Below are 19,517 nucleotides of genomic sequence, written 5' to 3'. Positions count from 1 at the left end.
GTTTCGAGGCACTTCTTTTACCCTTCAATTCCGTTACCCGCAACAAACATTCGATAAGTTTTGTAAATTACTACCGCTTTTAACAATAATTGATTAATCCGATGACTATCAGAAAATTGGTGCTTCCCCTGACATTTTTAATGTTGCTGGGCATTATTTCGTGTAAAGATGTTGAAAAAAAAGAACGGGAAAAGGTCATCCGCGTGGAAAAGCCGGTAACCAAGGTAGATATTACCATTGATACCAGCAACGCCTTTAACCAGTTGTTTATCGACAGCAGCCTTGTAAACCAGTTCTTTGCGGCCGACACCCTGAGTGATACCCTGGTGAACCGGATTAAAAGTTTTTACAACAGCCGTAATTATCAGTATGCCTGGTTTTCTCCGGAAGGGATCCCCGAACATACCATTTCCTTCTGGAACCTGCTGAAAAACTATCTCAATTACTCGAAGGATTCATCTGTTTATAATAAAGCCTTTAGCTCGAAGATGGAGGCACTGATCACCTCCCGTGAATCGGTAACCGTCAAAAACGACTCTGCTTTCCAGCACCTGGAGCTATCGCTTACCAAATATTTTTACCTCTACGCGGATCATGCAAACGCCTATGATCCAAATTTCGACATGAAGACCCTGGAATGGTATATTCCAAAGAAAAAACTGACCCTGGAGGCCATGCTCGACTCGGTGATTTCGGCAAAAGGCCAGTTTTCGGAAGCCTTTGCTCCCCGCAACCCCCAGTACACCGCCCTGCGGAAAAAACTGCAGCAGTACAAAGCCATAAAGGATGCCGGCGGCTGGCCGCGTGTAAACAGTAAGGTAGAGGAAATGAAAACAGGTTATAAGGATGGTGCCGTGCTCACATTAAAAAAGCGGTTGAAAACCGAAGGATTCCTTGAAGGGGAAGACAGCACTTTTACCAATGTATATGACACGACCCTGTCCGAAGCTGTAAATGCCATAAAAGAAGTATATGGTTACAAACCGGATGGAAAAGCAGGAAAAACCTTTTTGAAAGACCTGAACGTATCGGTGGATGAGCGCATTCAGCAGATCCTGATCAATATGGAGCGGATGCGCTGGATCCCCATTGAAACCCGCGACTCCGGCCGGGCCATTATGGTAAATATTCCGGAGTATAAAATGCATGTGTATGAAAACGGGCACCCGGCCTGGGATATGGATGTGGTGGTAGGAAAAGAAAGTAATAATACCACCGTGTTTACGGGCTTGTTGAAAACCGTGGTATTCAGCCCCTACTGGAATGTACCTACCAGTATTGTGAAAAAAGAAATGGGCGGCCGCCCCAGTGAAGCCTACCTGGAGCGCAATCATATGGAGATCGTAAACGGCCAGGTGCGCCAGAAGCCCGGCCCCTGGAATTCACTGGGCCTGGTAAAATTCCTGTTTCCCAACAGCTACGATATTTATTTTCACGACTCCCCCGCAAAAAGTTTATTCAACAGGGACAAACGCAGCTTCAGTCATGGATGTATCCGCCTGAAAGAGCCTGCAAAATTTGCGGAGTATGTACTTAGTGATACCGCCAAATGGAGCACACAAAAGATCGATTCGGCCATGAACAGCGGCAAGGAGAAATTTGTGCGCGTAAAACGGCCAATACCGGTGCTCATCACTTATTTTACGGCCTGGGTAGACGATAACGACCGGCTCAATTTCCGCGAGGATATTTACGGTCATGATGCCATTATTGCCAAAAAGATGTTCCTGAACAGCGTAGGTACCACCTGGAGCCGTCAGAAGGCGGTAAGGGATAGTATACAGCACATCAAAGATTCGGTACGGCAAAAAGAGCTGGAACGGAAGGCGCAATTAAAACAAGACAGTTTAAAGCGGGTGAAGATCTAGTTCCAGGTTTAAAGTTCAACGTTTCACGTCGGGTTTCAGGGAAAAGGAAGACCTGGAAGACGGGGATTTCGTTTGATGCAGGAACCGCATCCCCGGCCATATCAACTGAAAGCTGATCACTGATCACTGAAGACTGATCGCTGAAGACTGAAAACTGAAACCCGTTCCAGGTCAGATCCGTTTCTTACCCGGTGCAGATGTCAAATCATCAAACTGAACGCCATCAACTGATAACTGATTGCTGAAAACTGACCCCTGATCGCTAAAGACTGAAACCCGTCCCAGGTTTAAGGTTGGCTCCCGGTTTCATACTTACAGATCGAGTGTCTATTAACTATCAACCATTTTCACATTTTCATATTTCCACATTCCCACATTCCCACATTTCCACATTTTCAAATTTTCAAATTGTTCATGAAACGATAATTTTGCCGGATGATACTGGAAGAAGTAACAACAGCCGCACAGGCAAAAGCATTCCTGGTGGTGAATGTACAGATCAATAAAAACGACCCCAATTATGTACGGCCGCTGGATAAGGATGTGGAAGAGGTATTTAACCCAGCACAAAACAAAGCCTTCCGTTTTGGCGAAGCCATCCGCTGGATCTTAAAAGATGACCAGGGGAACCTTATTGGCCGCATCGCTGCATTTGTAAATAAAAAGTATAAGACCAAGGGCGATGATGGGCCGGTGGGTGGTGTGGGCTTTTTTGATTGTATCCATAACCAGGAGGCAGCCAACCGGTTGCTGGATACGGCAAAGAAATGGCTGGAGGAACGCGGTATGACGGCCATGGACGGGCCCATCAATTTTGGAGAACGCGACAAATGGTGGGGTTTGCTGTCGGAAGGTTTTGAGCCGCCGCTGTATTGTATGAATTATAACCAGCCCTATTATAAGGAGCTGTTTGAAACCTATGGATTCAAACCCTTTTTCTACCAGGCCTGTTTTACCCTGCGTGTAAAAGACCGGGTGCAGGAAAAATTTTATCAGCGGCATGCAATGCTGGCTGCAGATCCGGATTACTCTTCAGACAATATCAAAAAGAACAACCTTGATAAATATGCCCGGGACTTTACTACTGTTTATAACAAAGCCTGGGCCGGTCATGGGGGGCTTAAACAAATGGAAGAGAAAGTAGCCCGCAAAATGTTCCAGAGCATGAAGGCCGTACTGGATGAGCGCATCTGCTGGCTGATCTATTATAAAAAAGAGCCCATCGGCATCTGGCTTAATCTCCCCGACCTGAACCAGTGGTTTAAATTGCTGAACGGCAAATTCGGACTACTGGATAAACTAAAGTTTCTCTGGTATAAAAAAACAAAACCCTGCAACAAATTTGTAGGCCTGGTATTTGGTGTTATTCCCGAATTCCAGGGAAAAGGTGCCGATGCCTATATGATCGTTGAAGGCTGTAAACTGATACAAGGGCTGACCATTAAAAACGGAGTATACGAGATCGGCACGCCTATTTATGACCTGTGTGAAATGCAGTGGATCGGCGAATTCAATCCAAAAATGATCAATGTAGCGGAAGCCCTTGGCACTTACAAAAGCCGGAGGCTGATCACCTATCGTTATAATTTCGACCGGGAGAAGGAATTTAAGATGCACCCGGTATTGGGGTGATGTGTGAGCAGCTATCAGTGGTCAGTCATCAGTTTTCAGTGGTCAGCAATCAGTTTTCAGCAATCAGTTGATGACGTGCGGTTTGAAGATTTGACATCTCCTTCGGGTATGAAACGGATCTAACCTGGAACAGCTATCAGTCATCAGTTTTCAGTAGATCATCAAGCATGAAACGTGAAATTTTAAACTGAAACAATTTTAGCCATTTCAAAGTATAACCGGGAATTTGCAGTTTTTTTTAACTACAACCCCCCGGTTATATATAATGATGGACGTGCAAAAACCCATTTAAAGGTGCTGTCCGCCTACCGGTTACAATCTGCTCCCCAAAATTCGCTACCCTTTGTTAAGGAGATATGGAGCTTATTGGCATTAATCGTCAATGCTCCTGAATACCCGTTTACGGTGCCTATATAACCCTGATCGCCTTTATCCATCTGAACATTAGAAATGGTAGGGATACCATCCGAAAAATGAAAATCATACCGGTCACCAACTTTAACCACTTCAACGGATCCGGAATTATTCGATACGGTTTTAGAACCGGTGTAACTTACACTTCCGGAATACTTACCTACGAACAGGTTATTATCAGCCGGATTATCACTTTTGCTGCACGACGCAAAAACAACGGTCATGGCAATAAGCCCAAGGCTTAAAAACTGAAACATTGATTTCATAGAATTTGGTTTTTGTTTAGATTAAAAAAATAATACCTGTATATAGACAAGCACAATGCCAAACTATGGGTCTGTGATTTTGTTTTAACATTTTTTACATTAAAAAAGGAGCGTATAAATAACCGGGGAGGTTGCTGCATCGATCCCATTTTATTGAGTTCCACCAGATTTTGCTTCCCGTGCAGATATGGTTAGTTTTGCTAAAAATTATCATCATGAAATTTACCTTCTATGGCCAATCCTGTTTCCTGATTGAGATCAATGGAAAAAAATTCCTCTTCGACCCCTTTATTACGGGTAATGAACTGGCAAAAAATATCCATATCGAAACCATTGAAGCCGATTATATCCTGGTTAGTCACGGACATGGAGATCATACGGCAGACCTGATCCCCATTGCCAAACGAACCGGAGCATTGGTGATCAGCAATTTTGAGATCATCAGCTGGCTGCAGCAACAAGGGCTATCCAATGTACACCCCATGAATTTCGGAAGCTATGATTTTGATTTCGGCACCCTCACCTATATGCAGGCACAGCACTCCAGCAGCTTTCCCGATGGCAGTTATGCAGGCGCGGCCGGTGGATTTATTTTTGCATCTCCCCAATATAATTTTTATTATAGCGGCGACACCAGCCTGATGCTGGATATGCAACTGGTACCGCATTATGCAAAAATTGAAACGGCCATTTTACCCATTGGCGGCAACTTTACCATGAACGCCCGCGATGCCATAAAAGCCAGTGATTTTATTCAGTGCAACAATATCATCGGGGTGCATTTTGATACCTTTGGTTATATAAAGATCGATCATCAAAAAACACAGGAGCTTTTTGCAGCAGCCGGCAAAAAAATATTATTGCCGGAAATAGGCCGTTCTTATAGCCTGTAGGTTATCATTTAAAAACCGTTTCAGGCTTAAGGTTCGAAGGTTCCTTCACTATTGCCTGGTGCCATTTTTGGGGGACATATAGACAAGGGAGACCCTGGAATTTTTCAAACATACAAAATGATTCATGTTTACGGGTTCTGAGAGCTGAACGCTGAAAGCTGTTCCAGGTTAGATTTTGTTTCATACCTGGTGCAGATGTCAAATCTCCAAACCGTACGTCATCAACTGATAGCTGACTACTGATAGCTGAAAACCGTTTCAGTTTTACGTTTGATCCGTTCTGCGCTTGATGATCTGTTTACCACTGAAACATGCCCTTGCCTTTTTGGGGACATATAGACAAGGGAGACCCTGGAATTTTTCAAACATACAAAATGATTCATGTTTACGGCTTCTGAGAGCTGAACGCCGAAAGCTGTTCCAGGTTAGATTTTGTTTCATACCTGGTGCAGATGTCAAATCACCAATCCCGTACGTCATCAACTGATAGCTGACCACTGATAGCTGAAAACTGATTGCTGAAGGCTGATTGCTAATCACTGAGCACTCCCACCTTTTACCCAAGTACTCAGTTATTTTAACCTGCGTTCTTCTGGTGTCTTTTTTTTTATCAATTTTATTCCTTAATAAAATACGTTTTTATATGCAGGTAAGAGCCGCTTCTTTTTGTTTACTGGCCATTTGTTTTATAACGCTTTCTTTTAAAGCAGTTAAGAACTGGCAATCCTCCTTTGTGGTACAGAACAGCAACGGCACGCTCACGTATAAGCCGGATGAAAAAGGAACCATTTTCCCGGATTTCAGCAAAGTGGGCTACCGCACCGGGAACGTTCCCATTCCGGAGGTGCCGGTTGTACAAACCATCAGTCCGGGCCCGGATGCCGAAAATACCATTCAGAATGCGCTCGATGCCCTGGCAAAAAAGACGCCGGGTAAGGACGGTTTCCGCGGAGCCATCCTGTTAAAAAAAGGCAATTATCCCATAAAAAACGATATCCGGATCAATGCCAGTGGCATTGTGTTACGTGGTGAAGGCAGCCAAACCCTCCTGATTGCGGAAGGCACAGAAAAGCGTGCATTGATCAATGTATCCGGCTCCGGAGAACCCAAAGAAATAAAGGGCACCCGTACTTCCGTTGCGGCCGATTATATACCGGTGGGCAGTATGGCCATTCCTGTAAAATCTGCCAGTGCCTTTAAACCGGGAGACCCGGTGATCCTTCATTGGATGGCCAAAGACCAATGGATCGAAGATCTGAAAATGAACCAGATCGAAGGGCGTTCGGGCACTAAGCAATGGCAGGCGAAAGAGTATGATTTCAAATTTCAGCGCACCATCACCCGCATTGAAGGCAACACGCTCTTTATCGACAATCCCGTGGTGATGGCAATTGAAGCCCGGTATAATACAACAGAAGTTTATACCTATAGTTTCCCCGGCAGGGTCTCCAATGTGGGCGTGGAAAATCTCTCCTGTGCATCAGCATATACTTCCGATACAGCAGAGAACCATTCCTGGGATGCCGTGGCAATGAACCGGATTGAAAACGGATGGGTTCGCAATGTGAGCGCCAAATACTTTGCCTATTCCTGCGTAAACCTTGGCTCCCTGGCCCGGAATATTTCTGTGCTTAATTGTATATGCACCGATCATAAGTCGGTTATCACCGGGGGACGCCGTTACTCCTTTAATAACAGCGGACAGATGAACCTCTTTATGAACTGTACGGCCAAGGATGGCCGTCATGATTACGTAACCGGTGCCCGGGTATGTGGTCCTAATGTTTTTTACAACTGTACCGCATCCCGTACGCATGCAGATATTGGACCGCACCACCGGTGGGCGATGGGCACATTATACGACAATATCACTACCGACGGTGAAATCAATATCCAGGACCGCGGTAACTGGGGCAGCGGCCATGGCTGGGCCGGTGTAAACCAGATCCTGTGGAACTGTACCGCCAAAAAAGCAACGGTACAAAGTCCCTGGGTATCCGGCAAAAATTATTGTATCGGGCTGCAGGGACAAAAAGCAACCGGCCGGCTCTCCCAACGTCCGGATGGCGAATGGGAGGGTCAGAACAAAACGGGTCTTGAACCGGCTTCTCTTTATATGGCGCAGCTTAAGGCCCGGGCGCTTCATCGCTGACCGGTTCTTTCCGCGTCTTTAAAACCTAACAGATTTATACTTCAGCGGTATTTATGCTGACCTGACCGTGGCATTTTGTACCTGTAATCAATATATCTGTGATCAAAAAAAATATCACAAAAATATTATCACAGAATTTGTGATAATGCAATCTGTAATATTAAAAAATATTACAAAAGAATTGATTACAACAAGAAACGGGGTACGTGGGCTATTGCGGTAAAACAGAAAGCGCGCTAATACTGCCGCCTGCCGGGGATCCTCAATCACCTATTTTCCTGTTCAGCAATAACCGGATGGATGCCAGGTGTGAAAACAGCACCAACGGAACCATGCAGCAGGGAAGCCATAGAAAAGGGAAACAAAAACAACAACTGAATCACGACAGATCCCGTAAGCCGGGATGCTGCCAGGCACTGCTGGTTACAAATATTAACAGCACATCAGGCCATAAAAAAGAAGCCGCTTCTTAAGAAACGGCTTCTTTATCTTATCAGACCACAGGGTTAGCGAAGCAATGCTGTAGCACACCAAAGCAAGGGCGCCTGACCGTGCAGGTCACCGGTATTTCTTTTCCGGTCCAGGTAATACTGATGATCATTTTTCTTATTGGTACCTTCACATACATCGGTAATATCGCCATCAGCATTGATATACTGAATCAGCGAAAGCCAGGCCTTGCGCGCAGCGGGCCCGTATGTTTTAGCATCCAGCCAGCCTTCTTTTACACCCGTAATGAAGGCACAGGTAAACATGCCGGTACAGGAAGTTTCTTTCCAGGATGACGGATCATCAATCAATTGCCGCCACATTCCGTCTTCTGCCTGGTATTTCAGCAGGGTGGCCATCATCTTTTTGTATCCTTCCATGATCCGGGGCCGGTTGGGATTGTCTTTCGGAAGGGAATGCAGCAGCTCACTCATACCAACCGCCATCCACCCGTCTCCTCTTCCCCAGAAATAGGGTACATCCGGTGCGTGATAAAACAGCCCGTTGGGTTGTTGCAGCGAATCGAGATAAAACACCATTTCATTTGCCGCCTTGTCAATATACTTCCGATCACCGGTAGCCCGGTATGCCTGCGACTGCACGGCGGTGATCATAAACATATCGTCGATCCATAACCGTGTTTGCCAGGTAAGCCCTTTATTATAAAAACGGTGCGATTCGGCTGTTACCCTTTTACCTTCGGGAGGTCCCCATTGTTTATCAGCAAAATGTTTACCCAGTTTCAGGTAGCGCGGATCTTTGGTTTGCATATACAATTCAAAGGGCACCGATCCAAATACGGTATAATCGACATGATCCGGTATGGGAACCAGTGTATCGCGGCTTCCCAGCAAAGGTTCAAAACGTGCAGCCAGTTGTTGTGTGAGCGCTTTATTGCCCGTTGCTTTTGCAAACGTAAGTGCCCCGTACCAGGTACAGGTTTCGGGATAGGTGATCACCTTGGGCGGCCCCGGCCGGTTGAAGTTCGTATGCGGTGTGGCAATAAACCGGTTGGCAATGGTATTGCCAATATCTTTTGGTCCCTTGCCTGCAGGCCAGTTTTTAAAATCAGCAATCGCATTTTTAGATTGTGCTGCACCACCAGTGCTCATCAAAAGCACAGCAGCCGTTGCAGACAAAAAGGAAATAGATTTCATTGAACAGTTTTATTTTTTTTAATGATTATTGATGGTTTCTCCGGGCCAGTCATCGGTACGAAACGGAGAGGCCGGTAGTCCGGCTTTATTAAATAACACAGCGTGGGGAACGTTGCTCCAGCCAAAACGCACAGCAACCGGCTGCGCCACCGCGTCGCTTGTTACCACTACCGAATTTCCCTCGATTACAGCCGTTGCCGGTACAAATTGCTGATCGGCTCCTGCAATAGCAAAACCGGTCAGCGCTCCTTCTTTTGCCACCAGCCCGTCATCCGCAAACGCAAAGCGGATCCGCATTTTGTTTCCTTCCTGTTTGGCCGACTGGTAAAGCGGACCAGAACAGACACTATTCTTTTTACCATAATTCTTTGCCAGGGCCCACAACGCTAACCGGTGGCCTACCACCGCTTTATTTCTCGGATGGATATCTAATGAATCGCCGGCATCTGTGATCACCGCCATACCCGTACCCGGTACTGTTTTATAGGTTAGCAATTGTGCCTCCCGGATCTCGGGGCTTTGCTGATAATGCGGTGCGATCTGTACAAAATAAAAGGGAAAATCGGCCTTCCACTCGGCCCTCCAGCTGCGGATCATGGCAGGGAACAGCTGGCGATACTGGTAGGCCCGGCCTGAATTCGACTCTCCCTGGTACCAGATCACCCCTTTTAATGTAAATGGGATAAGGGGATGAATCATGGCATTATAGAGTTTCGTAGGAGATTTGGAATTTTGCTCCGGCTCCAGCGGACGCGCCGGTTTTTTACGAAGTCCCTGAGTATGGGCTGCTGAATCTTTCCGCCATTGATCCAGGTCCTGCTGGTACTTCGCCAGGTCTTCCGGGTATGTTTTTACAGCCGTTTCATAACGATCCAGTATGTGGTGCAATTCCCGGCTGGTATCCAGCACTTCCTTCCGTGTCCAGGATTCTGCGGGTGTTCCGCCCCAAGATGAATGGATCAACCCTACCGGTATGCCGGTGGCCTCCCGGATCTCTTTGCCAAAATAATAAGCTACGGCGGAAAAGGTAGCAGCGGTTTCGGGTATGGTGGCCGCCCAGTTGCCCTGTACATCCGGCTGTGGTGTTCCGGCCACTTCCTGCTGTACGGTAAAGAGCCGCAGGCGGGGATCTGAAGCTTTTGCCACTTCTTGTTCATAGCCGGTTACCCCGGTACGCCATGCTTTCTGTTTGGCCAGTGGAAATTCCATATTCGATTGTCCCGAGCACAGCCATACTTCTCCCAGCAACACATCCTGAATTTCAATGGTGTTTGTCCCCTTAAAACGGATGGTATAGGGGCCACCGGCCGCGACGGTCTTTACATGCGTTATCCAGCTTCCGTTCGTACCGGCGGTAACCGTTACCGGCTGCCGGTTCCAGCTGCATTGGATCGTGATGCGTTCTCCCGCATTTGCCCAGCCCCATAAGGCCACGGTTGTTTTTTGCTGCAATACCATATGATCGGCAATAACCGCAGGTAGTTTTACTGCAGCGTGTATGCTGCTGCTGATCAATAAGACTAACAGACAAAAAATATATTTCCATTTCATTGATGATATCATTTAATGTTTCGCCCCTACGGGGCTCCGTTCTTTCTAATACCGGGTGCTACAAAACATTTCGCTCCTACGGAGCTTATGATTTGGATGCTTCGCTATCATTCCTTCCTTCATTTATACTTCATCTACCAAACGCACAACATGAGGTACTCCTACGGGCTTAAAATGCTTTACTTCAGCGGCTCCGCGATAATACCTTTTAATTTAAACAATTCTTTTCCCTGCTGGTATGGACTAACCGTAATCGTATACACACCGGCTTTCTTTGCCGTGAAAATCGTAACCGGATGTTTGATAAACAACAGTGGGGCCGACTTATCAAACTCAGAAGTTCTTAAGGTACGGAACATATAGGTTTCGCCATCCACCTCCAGGCGTCCTTCCTGTTTGGCGCTTTCCTGCGGACAGGCATACTCAAGGATCAGTTTGTAATCACCGGGATCTGCAATCCTGACCGTAAAGCTGGCTGCGTCTTCCGGCGCCTGCATATCCGTAACACAGGTCGTGTGCTTCCAGTCGCCAAAGTAATGGCTATAAGTAAGCGACTGTATTTTTGAAGCACCGCTTGTTTTTGCAAATATGGCCTCAATATTATTGGCCGCATACTGCGCAGAAACGGTCACGGGTGCCGCAGCATTATAAGCCGGTGGCGTTCCTTTGTATTCCACCACCAGAACCTTGTCCGGTGTATGTTCATCGGACAAAGCACGCATATTTACAATCAGATCTCCGCCCTGCTGCTGAAAGGGAAGCGCTTTCTTATCCGTTAACGCATATACTTTGGCTACGGCATTGGTAAAGCCCGGCACCAATAACCGCCCATTTTCCGGACGCCCCCATACATGCAGGAACAGTTTGCCCGGTTTGGAAGTGGTTACCCCCCAGGGTTGTGCCGGTATCCAACCGGCCGTGGAGGCATAAATACTTTCCCCATTTTTTTGAAGCCATGTACCGGTTTCCTTCAGGTATTTTATAGAATAGTAAGGGATGTTTCCTTTCCCATCCGGTCCTACATTGAGCATCAGGTTGCCGCCTTTAGATGCCACATTGGAAAGCAGCCGGATGATCTCATGCGCAGATTTAAAGTTCATATCATGCGCGATATAGCCCCAGGAATCATTATGCGTATAGATCGATTCCCAGGCGCCCCTGATGGGCACCGGTGGTACCTCCGAATCGCCAAAATCCTTGTAGTCGCCCAGCCCTTGTCCCACCCGGCTGCTGAATAAACTTTTCGGTTGCAATACCCTCAGTTCATCAATAAAGGCCTGTGTTTGCTCTTTGGTCATACCACCCGGCGTATCGAACCAAACGATCCCCAGCGGACCATAGTTGGTCAACAGTTCTTTAAGCTGTGGTATAGCTTTCTGACGATAGTATTGCTGGTAGTCTTTTTTCGACTCATCAAAATCCCAGGTATTCCTTCCGCCGTTGGGTTCATACCAGTCCTGGAACTGCGAATAATAAAATCCGAACTGAATTCCTCTCTTTCTTGTTGCTGCGGCCAGGGCCTTCATGGGGTCTTTTTTGTAAGGCGTTGCATCCATAATATCAAAGTCCGTTACTTTGGAATCAAACATAGAAAAACCCTCATGATGCTTGGCCGTGATCACCATATATTTGATGCCCGCATCCTTTGCCAGCTGTGCCCATTCATCGGCATTAAAATTTACCGGGTTGAAGCTTTCGGCTACCTTGCGGTAGCGGCTCACCGGAATCTTTGCCTGGTGCATGATCCATTCCCCGCTACCATAGTAATTTTTTCCGTCCCAGGTACCCGCCAGCTGGGAATACAGTCCCCAGTGGATGAACAACCCGAACTTGGCTTCTTTAAACCATTGGATATTGGGATGTTCTTTGGCTACGGATGACTTATCCCACATTTCCTCCATCCCCTGCTGTGCAACACAACTGCAGGAGATGCCTAAAGCAAGCGCCACTAAACGTAATTTCATTTCTATTTTATATTAAATGCGATTTATTAATTAGGCATTAAGATCTTAGCTGAAGCATCCCTGCAGCAACGAATGATCTAACAATTGAGCGGCGCTTCGGCTCCATCCCGAATGCTTTCGGGATTCCGCTCAGAGTGACGATAGCGACATTTATCATTGCTACATCGATGTTTGCCCGCAAATGACAAACTCCAGGTGACGCTCTTTCTTTCGTCATGCTGAGGGTAGCCGGAGCATCCCTTCAAGCTGTACTGCGGGAAGCAGCGCACATCGCCAACACTTATCTATCTTAAAGAGCTACAAAACAATCCCCAGCCACACACCTACTTTCCATTCACTAAGAAATACACGATCCGCACCGCATGCCCCTTTGATTGCGGATGCTGCTGATCTGCGATAGTGAGTTTCAGACGATGCGTTCCTTTTTTTAATCCGTCGCCCAACAGCAGGTACCAGGGCAGGTGCAGACCCTTGCTCCATTGGGTATAAAGATCCACTGTTTGCTCCGGGCCGCCGTCGATCGAATAACGGATCATGCCGGCATCCGGGCCCGAGGTTACCGCTATGCCCACCGAACTGCCCCTGAATAAAAGACTGGTTGAGGCGCCCGCGGTTGTCCCTTCCAGTACCGGCACTTTTACAAAGCCCGGCCGGGTACCAACACCGTCTGCCGGCTGCCAGGAGGGGATCCATGTAAAATCATTTTTAACCGATGCCTCTTTTACAGGTATATACCGCCCGCCGCCGTAATGAAGCGGATCCATGGCCACGGGTATTTTTTTTACAACTATGGCCTTGGGTGTGTCACCTCCCAGCTGCGTTTGCAGCAAGGTCTTTATCGAATTAAAATACAATTCCTGTCCAAAAGGCGCGGGATGCAGATTTTTAAAGTCGTATTCCCAGGTAAATTCTTTATGAGCGATTCGTGCGTTGACCTCTGCTGCCAGGTTGATAAACGGCAATCCATAATGTTTGGCCACCGCTTCATGTACCGTAATTTCTGCAGGAATATTCCCGGCCTGGTAATCGGCCAGTTTAAACTCATCGGCAAACCCCATCAGCACAATATCCATGGCGGGGTTTGCACTGAGCGCATGCCGTACAATGCCCTCCAGCGCCCGGCGCTGCTGCGTTTCGGGCGTACCATTTACCCGGTCGTTCACTGCAGCTTCAATAAAAAGCAAATCAACCCGGCCCTGGTCCAGCACATCTTTCTGCAACCGGAAGGCATGTGGTAAACTCCCCAGCGAGGGAATACCTGCATTTAAAAAACGGAAGCGCGTTTCCGGGTACCGCTCCGTGAGGTACTGTTCTACCTTGTTACGCCAGCCCGTCATATGGGTGATCGATCCGCCCAGGAAGGCCACCGTTACCTCCTCTTTATGCCGGATCCGGAACAACAGGTTGTCCAGCTTCCCGTAAGAACGGATATAGTCAGCTGCGGGCAGGGGCTGTGGTTGTTTCCGTACATTTTCATAAACAAACCCCGCCAGGGAGGCTATATTTTCTATGGGGAAATGATGTCCTTCCAGGTCCTGCTTTCCGCGGGTCATGGGAATAACGGTTGCCGGCCCGCCCTGGCGTATATAGTTCTGAACCAGCACCAGGGTATTCTCTTCTGCCGGAACGATCTGGTCCTGCAGTCCGATCACGTGCACAACAGGGACCTTGTATGCAGCGAGCGCTTCCAGATTGTCCTTCGGCTGATCAGAATACTGCAGGGCCTCGCTTTCCGTCAGTCCGTATACCTTCAGCAATTTTTGCCACTCTGCCGGAGCACCTTTACCCTTTCCTTTTCCGGCGGGCCAGCTGGTAAAATCGCAAACCGGGGCTTCAGCATAGATACAGCTCACTTTTGACGGATTCCGTTTTGCCCAGCCATACACATATAATCCACCACGGCTTACCGCCTCCAGGGCCGGCCGCGGTGCAAAATGTAATTGTGTTGTGAGGTAGGTATACAAATCATCCCAATGGTTCATGGCGCTGGCATGTCCGAAGCGATCGCTGGCATTGATATAAGCAATGTACACGCCTTTCCGTAACAGCAAACTGTCCATATCCGTATGCCATTCCGGGAAATAGGCACGCCATACCCATGGTTTACCTTCCAGCGGCGCAGGAGGCACCGTATACCAGGCCTCATTACCATCCAGCTTAAAGGTTACCCGTTTAAATCCTTTCCAGGTAACTTCTTTCAGATCCGTAATGGTTTGGGCGCTGCCTTTACAAAAACCGATCCCGGCGGCAAACAACAGCAACAACCATTTTTTATATTTCATGCACATGCATTTATTCCGGCAAGATCAAGTCAAGCACATTACAAAATAAACGAAGTTTTACGCATTCCCCGTGATGATTACGGGATTTCATAGATCGTTTTTTGGCATTCCTGTAAACTATTTGTTCATCAACCCGGCCTGCACTTCTTTACAAGACATTCCGGTACAGTTTTGCGGGATCTGTACCTGCGGGCACCAGCAAAATACGATCCTTCGCCTTTGTCTGAACCACCAGCATACTGCCTTTTAGCGTTTGAAACCGTTGTCCGTTTTTATATACCGTAACCGTTGCACCCGGCCAGGGATTTTGAACCCGGCAGGTTTCCCCGGCGTTTGATAACAACTCTACAAATTCGATTGCGCCCTTCTTTATTGAAGCGGAGGTCATAAAATCTCCGCGGCACAGCAAACTGAACTGTGCATCCCAGTCTTTGGGCCAGGCCGGAAATACCCGGATCACCGGATCGCCGCCCGGAGCAGTGGGGGCACTTTGACAAAGGGCCAGGTGCATGGCGTCAGATGCGCGCCCGATACGCTGGATATTGGTCGTATAAAACCCCTCACTCAGATCCATCCGGTTTTCGAGGACCGGGTTCCGCGCCGCGCCCTTTAGCTGATTGGGGATCAGCGCCCGCACGGCATCTGCCCGCCCCAGAACCGCTGCGGCTGCGGGTATCTTTGACAAAACATGCGGAAAGGTTTCTGCCGGAGCTGTATTTCGGAAATATCCGTCGAAGGTATTATTGGCAATGGTCAGCATAGACGGATCACCGCCCAGGTTGCAAAGATCAAAGAACCATACCGGCATGGTATTACCATCCGGCAGGCGTTTGCCGTTTCCACGGATAAGACTGGTCGGCGGCAATGATCCCACCCAGGCTTCGGGCTGACTGGCCATATCCGGGTAATTTTTTGTTGTGGTCAGTGGTGAAAGATGGGTAATAAATTCCTTCCATACCGGCCGCATGGCTGCATCCGTATTCAATAACTCCGAGGCCCTGATCACCACCGGGAAAAGGCCCATCATGGAAGCGATTTCTTCTACCGTATTGTGTCCGCCCCAGATGGATTCGTTATCATTCACATGCCGGATATGGTACTTTCCGTCCTGCTCCTTTTTTACATTCGGAAAATTGCGGTAGAATTCCGCCATACCCTTTAACATAGGATAGGCCTTATCCCGCAGCCAGTTCAGATCCTTTGTATATTCATATTTCTGCCAGTACTGGTAGGCGATTTTTGCACCTCTTGAAAAGATATGATTCACCGGGCCATAAGCGCCATCTCCACGTTCCGTATATTCCCATAACCCGTTTTTCCATTCGCCGGTATGTTTCCAGTTCCACCGGCTGAGAAAAGGCTGTTTGGCAAACGCATAGTCCATAAATTTTTTTGAGCGCTGCTCCCAGGGCTTCCGGATCAGGTAGAGATCCCGCATCTCTGCGGCAATATCTTCCGGTAGTGCCGGTACTCCATCAAACCCGACTGTTTCCGGTATATAGATCCCTTTTGATCCCCATTGCTGGATGGCGGCGCGTTCAAAGGTTGGGTATGCATTGCTATACATTTGAAACATCGGATCCATTAATTCCAGGTGATTGGTTGGATACAGGGCTTCATAATAACAGCTTTGATTTGCGCCCCAGAAGGCACCACCCCATTGACGTGCATCGCCCCCGGTGGTCCATAGCATACCGTTAAATTTTGTAGGAAAATCCCCCCTGGAGCTGGAGGCCATCACATAAAGAAAATAGGTATAATTTTTTTCGATATAATCTGCCGTACCATCTGCACTGCTCAGGTGTACAAAGGACTGTTTCCAGAACTGACTCCACCACTGCCGGTTGGATGCTTCGATTCCTTCATAACCCTTTTGCTGTGCCGCATCCAGTTTACGGATCGCCGCCGCTCCTACATCCGCCGTTGAATCGAAGGAAGCAGCGCTTGCAATAAACACGCTGGAATGCGCGGTACCCGGGGCAATATTCAACCGCACGCAGGACGCATTTGTTTTTTCTGCACTGGCTTTTCCTCCTGTAAGTCCGATCACTACAGCCGAACTACAGTAATAACCATCTTCTTTAAATACCTGTTTCAGCAGGATGCGGTCCCCCAGGGTTTCAATGGTGGAAACAGCCGAATGGTTTCCCCTCAGCGAAACCGGCATCCGCAACATCCGCAGGTTTACCAGCAATGGCCGGGCAATAGCACGGTTATCTTTAATATCTACCGCCATTACATCCGCCTCGTTCCAGGCCAGCACCTTTGCCTGCACTGCGTTACCTGTTACTGTTGACACGGCGTTGTAGCAAGACAGCTGCTGCCGGAAATCGTTCCCTTCAAATACCGGTTCACCAAAATCCAGGTCCACATAACCGGCGCCGCCGCAATAGTCGGTATTCCGTTCAAAAAAATTATTGGAGGCAGAGTTGCTGGCAAATACATCTACCCGGTTGATCTGCATACGTACCTGGGACGGGGTGGTCCAAACCAGGCTACCCATACGCCCGTTGCCCACCGGCTGCCCCGCTTCACTCCGGGATGCCGGCCGGTCGTATACCAGGTCGGCCCTTGATACCAGTTTCGAATAATCCACCTTTAACAGCGAAGCTGCCGGCGCTTTGGATCCCTGGCCCTGGGCCGTCAGGAAGAAAACCAGGCCCGTAATGATTGAACTTATTTTTCTCATAGCGATTCATTTATTTCAGGAGTAATGGTTGCCGTCTTTTTATCCCAGTCTACGGTGATGGTGGTCCCGTCTGAGAATGTTGTACGCTCTTTTGTAAACTCCTTATTTAAAAATTCATGATTGGTCATGGCTGCAAAGGCCAGCCGTTTATTGAGGGCGCTCATCCGTTTCACCTGAGCCAGCGCTTCCGGCCCGGCATCAAAATCCCTGCCCAGCTGCGGCAATCCTGCATTCAGCAAACCGTACAGGTCGCCGGGATTGTATGTGGTAAGAATGGCATCGTGGTACACCAGGTCCCATAGCGGAACCGTGATCCCGCTGCGGGCTTTCAGCGGCGATGAAAAATCAACAAAGGGTACCGTCCAGTCGCAGGCGGTTTCCGTACCCACGATACCCAGGTGCGCTTTGGCCCAGCGATAGAGTTTGATGCGCTCGTTCATGGCATCCGTTCTCGATAGCCTGTTTTGCGGATTAAAATCTTCGTCGGGGGGAACGTATCCAAAAACGTCGAGATAAGAAGCCTGTGGTTTTATATCATGATCAAACAGCCACTGGTAATTTTTCTTCATGTGACCCAGCATAAACCGGCCGTTGAGGTACGACATTTTGCCGCCATCCCAGTAATCCATATATGGGATTTTTCCTTCTTTAAAGTCGCCAAACCGGGTACCCGGAAAGATTGCAGGCAGGGATGTGCTGTCTTCTTCATGGATGGCGAACTGCGTGTTAAAGGAAGGTGCATCTACATAATAATCCCGGTACTGGTCGTGTAATCCGAAAAGGTAACCCATTGCTTTTAGCTCCCGGCCCAGCCGCTGCATGCCTTCCCAGCCGCCTGCTGCGGGAGCAGGTGGTAAAACATCCGGGTGTTGCCGGTCGTACCCCAGTTTGGGCCAGCCAGTAAGCACCACCATCAGGCCTGGCAATCCTTTCGTTTTCCATTCCCGGAACTGCTGTGCACGCTGATCAAAGGTTACTATGGAATGCCGGGTGGCAGAATCCCGCTTCCAGCGGGCACTTACGGGAAGATAGTCGGTAAGGATACCGGAACGGACAATGGGTGTACTGATCAGCGCTCCCACTTCCGGCTTTGCAGCCACCTTGTCTTTCAGGGATACAAACCACCCATTTTCTATCGCATATTGCCGGTATCGCTTTGCCATATCCACATAATTCCCTTTCTCAAAAAAGCATATGCGCACGGTGCGGGGATAACCGAGTTTTCCAAGGCTCGGGCGCCAGCGCGGCCCGACAACCGTAGGTCCTCCGGCCGGATGCCGGAACTGATATGCCGCATCATTGGGTGTTTCCACGATCAGCATCATGGCCGTAAGGCCTTTCTGAAACCCCCACCAGGACATGGACCAGTCTTCGATCACGTTGCTTTGCAGTTCACTGCGATCCGTGCGGGTGATGGTACCGTCTGGTGCTGAAGTACGTATGGGATGATAGGGCCTGGGCCAGTTGCGGGGCAATAATACGCCCCGTACATTGCTCAGCAGGGTATAATCCACCGCAGATGCATCCAGGGCCGCCGGCCAGTCCAGCTTGCGCACCACCGCATTTTTTTCATCCGCAGCAATATCAAAAACCAGTTCTTCTGCAGGACCTTCCAGTGCCAGGGTGAGGAATAATTTCAGGTCGGTTCCGGCCCATCCTTCCAGGCTTATGCGGATGCCCGATTTATAGCCAGTGTTATAATAACTGATTTCCTTCCCGGAGGCCGCGGCAAGCCGCAGTGTTTTTTCTTTACCCTGGATCTTTACCACAAGGTCTCCATCCTGCGATGGAAAAAAACTCCAGTTTCCGGTGGCTGTTTTTACCTGCATGGACAGATCGCTGCTCTTTAGAACAACGGTGTTTTTTTTACCCGCGATCGTCCATTCATTATTGTGCTTACGCACTGTTACTTCCGGTGCCCCGAAGATCTTGTTTTCAAATACCCGGTCATTTCCGGGGATGCCGGGCTGTTGCGCAACGGCTCCAATGCAGCACAGCAGGGCACCTGTTATATAGCCCCAGCATCGCAGCAGGAACGGGATCCGGCTGTTTCGTATATTATTTTGCATAATGATTTTGTTTGTGAATGAATGTTGTGAATAGCCGCTGAAACACTGAATCACTGAAAGGGTTTAAGAATTTTTCTTGCCAAGTCTGTCT

Annotated in this window: 11 protein-coding genes; 4 read left to right on the top strand and 7 right to left on the bottom strand. The window is 48.4% G+C overall.

Features of this window, described 5'->3' with window-relative positions; genetic code table 11:
- The first annotated feature begins 101 nt into the window (after positions 1 to 101).
- The gene (locus tag Q1V85_RS03505) at positions 102 to 1,868 is read left to right on the top strand and encodes a L,D-transpeptidase family protein (protein WP_300597487.1); all 1,767 of its coding nucleotides are present in this window, start codon (positions 102 to 104) and stop codon (positions 1,866 to 1,868) included.
- A gap of 435 nt (positions 1,869 to 2,303) precedes the next feature.
- A complete protein-coding gene (locus Q1V85_RS03500; protein ID WP_300597485.1) occupies positions 2,304 to 3,500 on the top strand; it encodes a hypothetical protein in 1,197 nt (398 codons plus the stop codon).
- A 305-nt stretch (positions 3,501 to 3,805) separates the two neighbouring features.
- Here Q1V85_RS03500 and Q1V85_RS03495 read toward each other — a convergent pair whose 3' ends face one another.
- Positions 3,806 to 4,180, bottom strand: coding sequence for a hypothetical protein (locus tag Q1V85_RS03495; protein WP_300597483.1), 375 nt, complete (start codon positions 4,178 to 4,180; stop codon positions 3,806 to 3,808).
- Between the two features lie 215 nt (positions 4,181 to 4,395).
- Here Q1V85_RS03495 and Q1V85_RS03490 point away from each other — a divergent pair, with 215 nt between their 5' ends.
- Together Q1V85_RS03490 and Q1V85_RS03485 are read left to right on the top strand one after the other, a co-directional pair.
- A complete protein-coding gene (locus Q1V85_RS03490; RefSeq protein ID WP_300597481.1) occupies positions 4,396 to 5,073 on the top strand; it encodes a metal-dependent hydrolase in 678 nt (225 codons plus the stop codon).
- Between the two features lie 643 nt (positions 5,074 to 5,716).
- Complete coding sequence (locus Q1V85_RS03485; RefSeq protein ID WP_300597479.1) at positions 5,717 to 7,225, top strand: hypothetical protein; 1,509 nt, start codon at positions 5,717 to 5,719, stop codon at positions 7,223 to 7,225.
- A 506-nt stretch (positions 7,226 to 7,731) separates the two neighbouring features.
- On the opposite strand, the gene Q1V85_RS03480 is transcribed toward Q1V85_RS03485, so the two are convergent.
- The 6 genes from Q1V85_RS03480 to Q1V85_RS03455 form a co-directional block, all read right to left on the bottom strand.
- Positions 7,732 to 8,871 carry a glycoside hydrolase family 88 protein gene (locus tag Q1V85_RS03480; RefSeq protein ID WP_300597477.1) on the bottom strand — a complete coding sequence of 380 codons (1,140 nt, stop codon included), beginning with the start codon at positions 8,869 to 8,871 and terminating at the stop codon, positions 7,732 to 7,734.
- Between the two features lie 18 nt (positions 8,872 to 8,889).
- Positions 8,890 to 10,422, bottom strand: coding sequence for a sialate O-acetylesterase (locus Q1V85_RS03475; protein ID WP_300597475.1), 1,533 nt, complete (start codon positions 10,420 to 10,422; stop codon positions 8,890 to 8,892).
- 179 nt (positions 10,423 to 10,601) lie between these two features.
- Positions 10,602 to 12,386, bottom strand: coding sequence for an alpha-L-fucosidase (locus tag Q1V85_RS03470; RefSeq protein WP_300597473.1), 1,785 nt, complete (start codon positions 12,384 to 12,386; stop codon positions 10,602 to 10,604).
- A gap of 323 nt (positions 12,387 to 12,709) precedes the next feature.
- Positions 12,710 to 14,668 (bottom strand): SGNH/GDSL hydrolase family protein, encoded by a 1,959-nt coding sequence (locus tag Q1V85_RS03465; RefSeq protein ID WP_300597471.1) that lies wholly within the window; start codon positions 14,666 to 14,668, stop codon positions 12,710 to 12,712.
- A 148-nt stretch (positions 14,669 to 14,816) separates the two neighbouring features.
- The gene (locus Q1V85_RS03460; RefSeq protein ID WP_300597469.1) at positions 14,817 to 17,357 is read right to left on the bottom strand and encodes a glycoside hydrolase; all 2,541 of its coding nucleotides are present in this window, start codon (positions 17,355 to 17,357) and stop codon (positions 14,817 to 14,819) included.
- Positions 17,354 to 19,426: a DUF5696 domain-containing protein gene (locus tag Q1V85_RS03455; RefSeq protein ID WP_300597467.1), complete on the bottom strand. Its 2,073-nt coding sequence runs from the start codon at positions 19,424 to 19,426 to the stop codon at positions 17,354 to 17,356. Before Q1V85_RS03455 ends, Q1V85_RS03460 begins: the two co-directional genes overlap by 4 nt.
- Between the last annotated feature and the right edge of the window lie 91 nt (positions 19,427 to 19,517).

This window comes from Niabella sp. (genome assembly GCF_030150205.1).
Classification (GTDB): Bacteria; Bacteroidota; Bacteroidia; order Chitinophagales; family Chitinophagaceae; genus Niabella.
The sequence above is the reverse complement of the archived record's forward strand: the minus strand, read 5'-3'. Positions and strand labels throughout refer to the sequence as shown.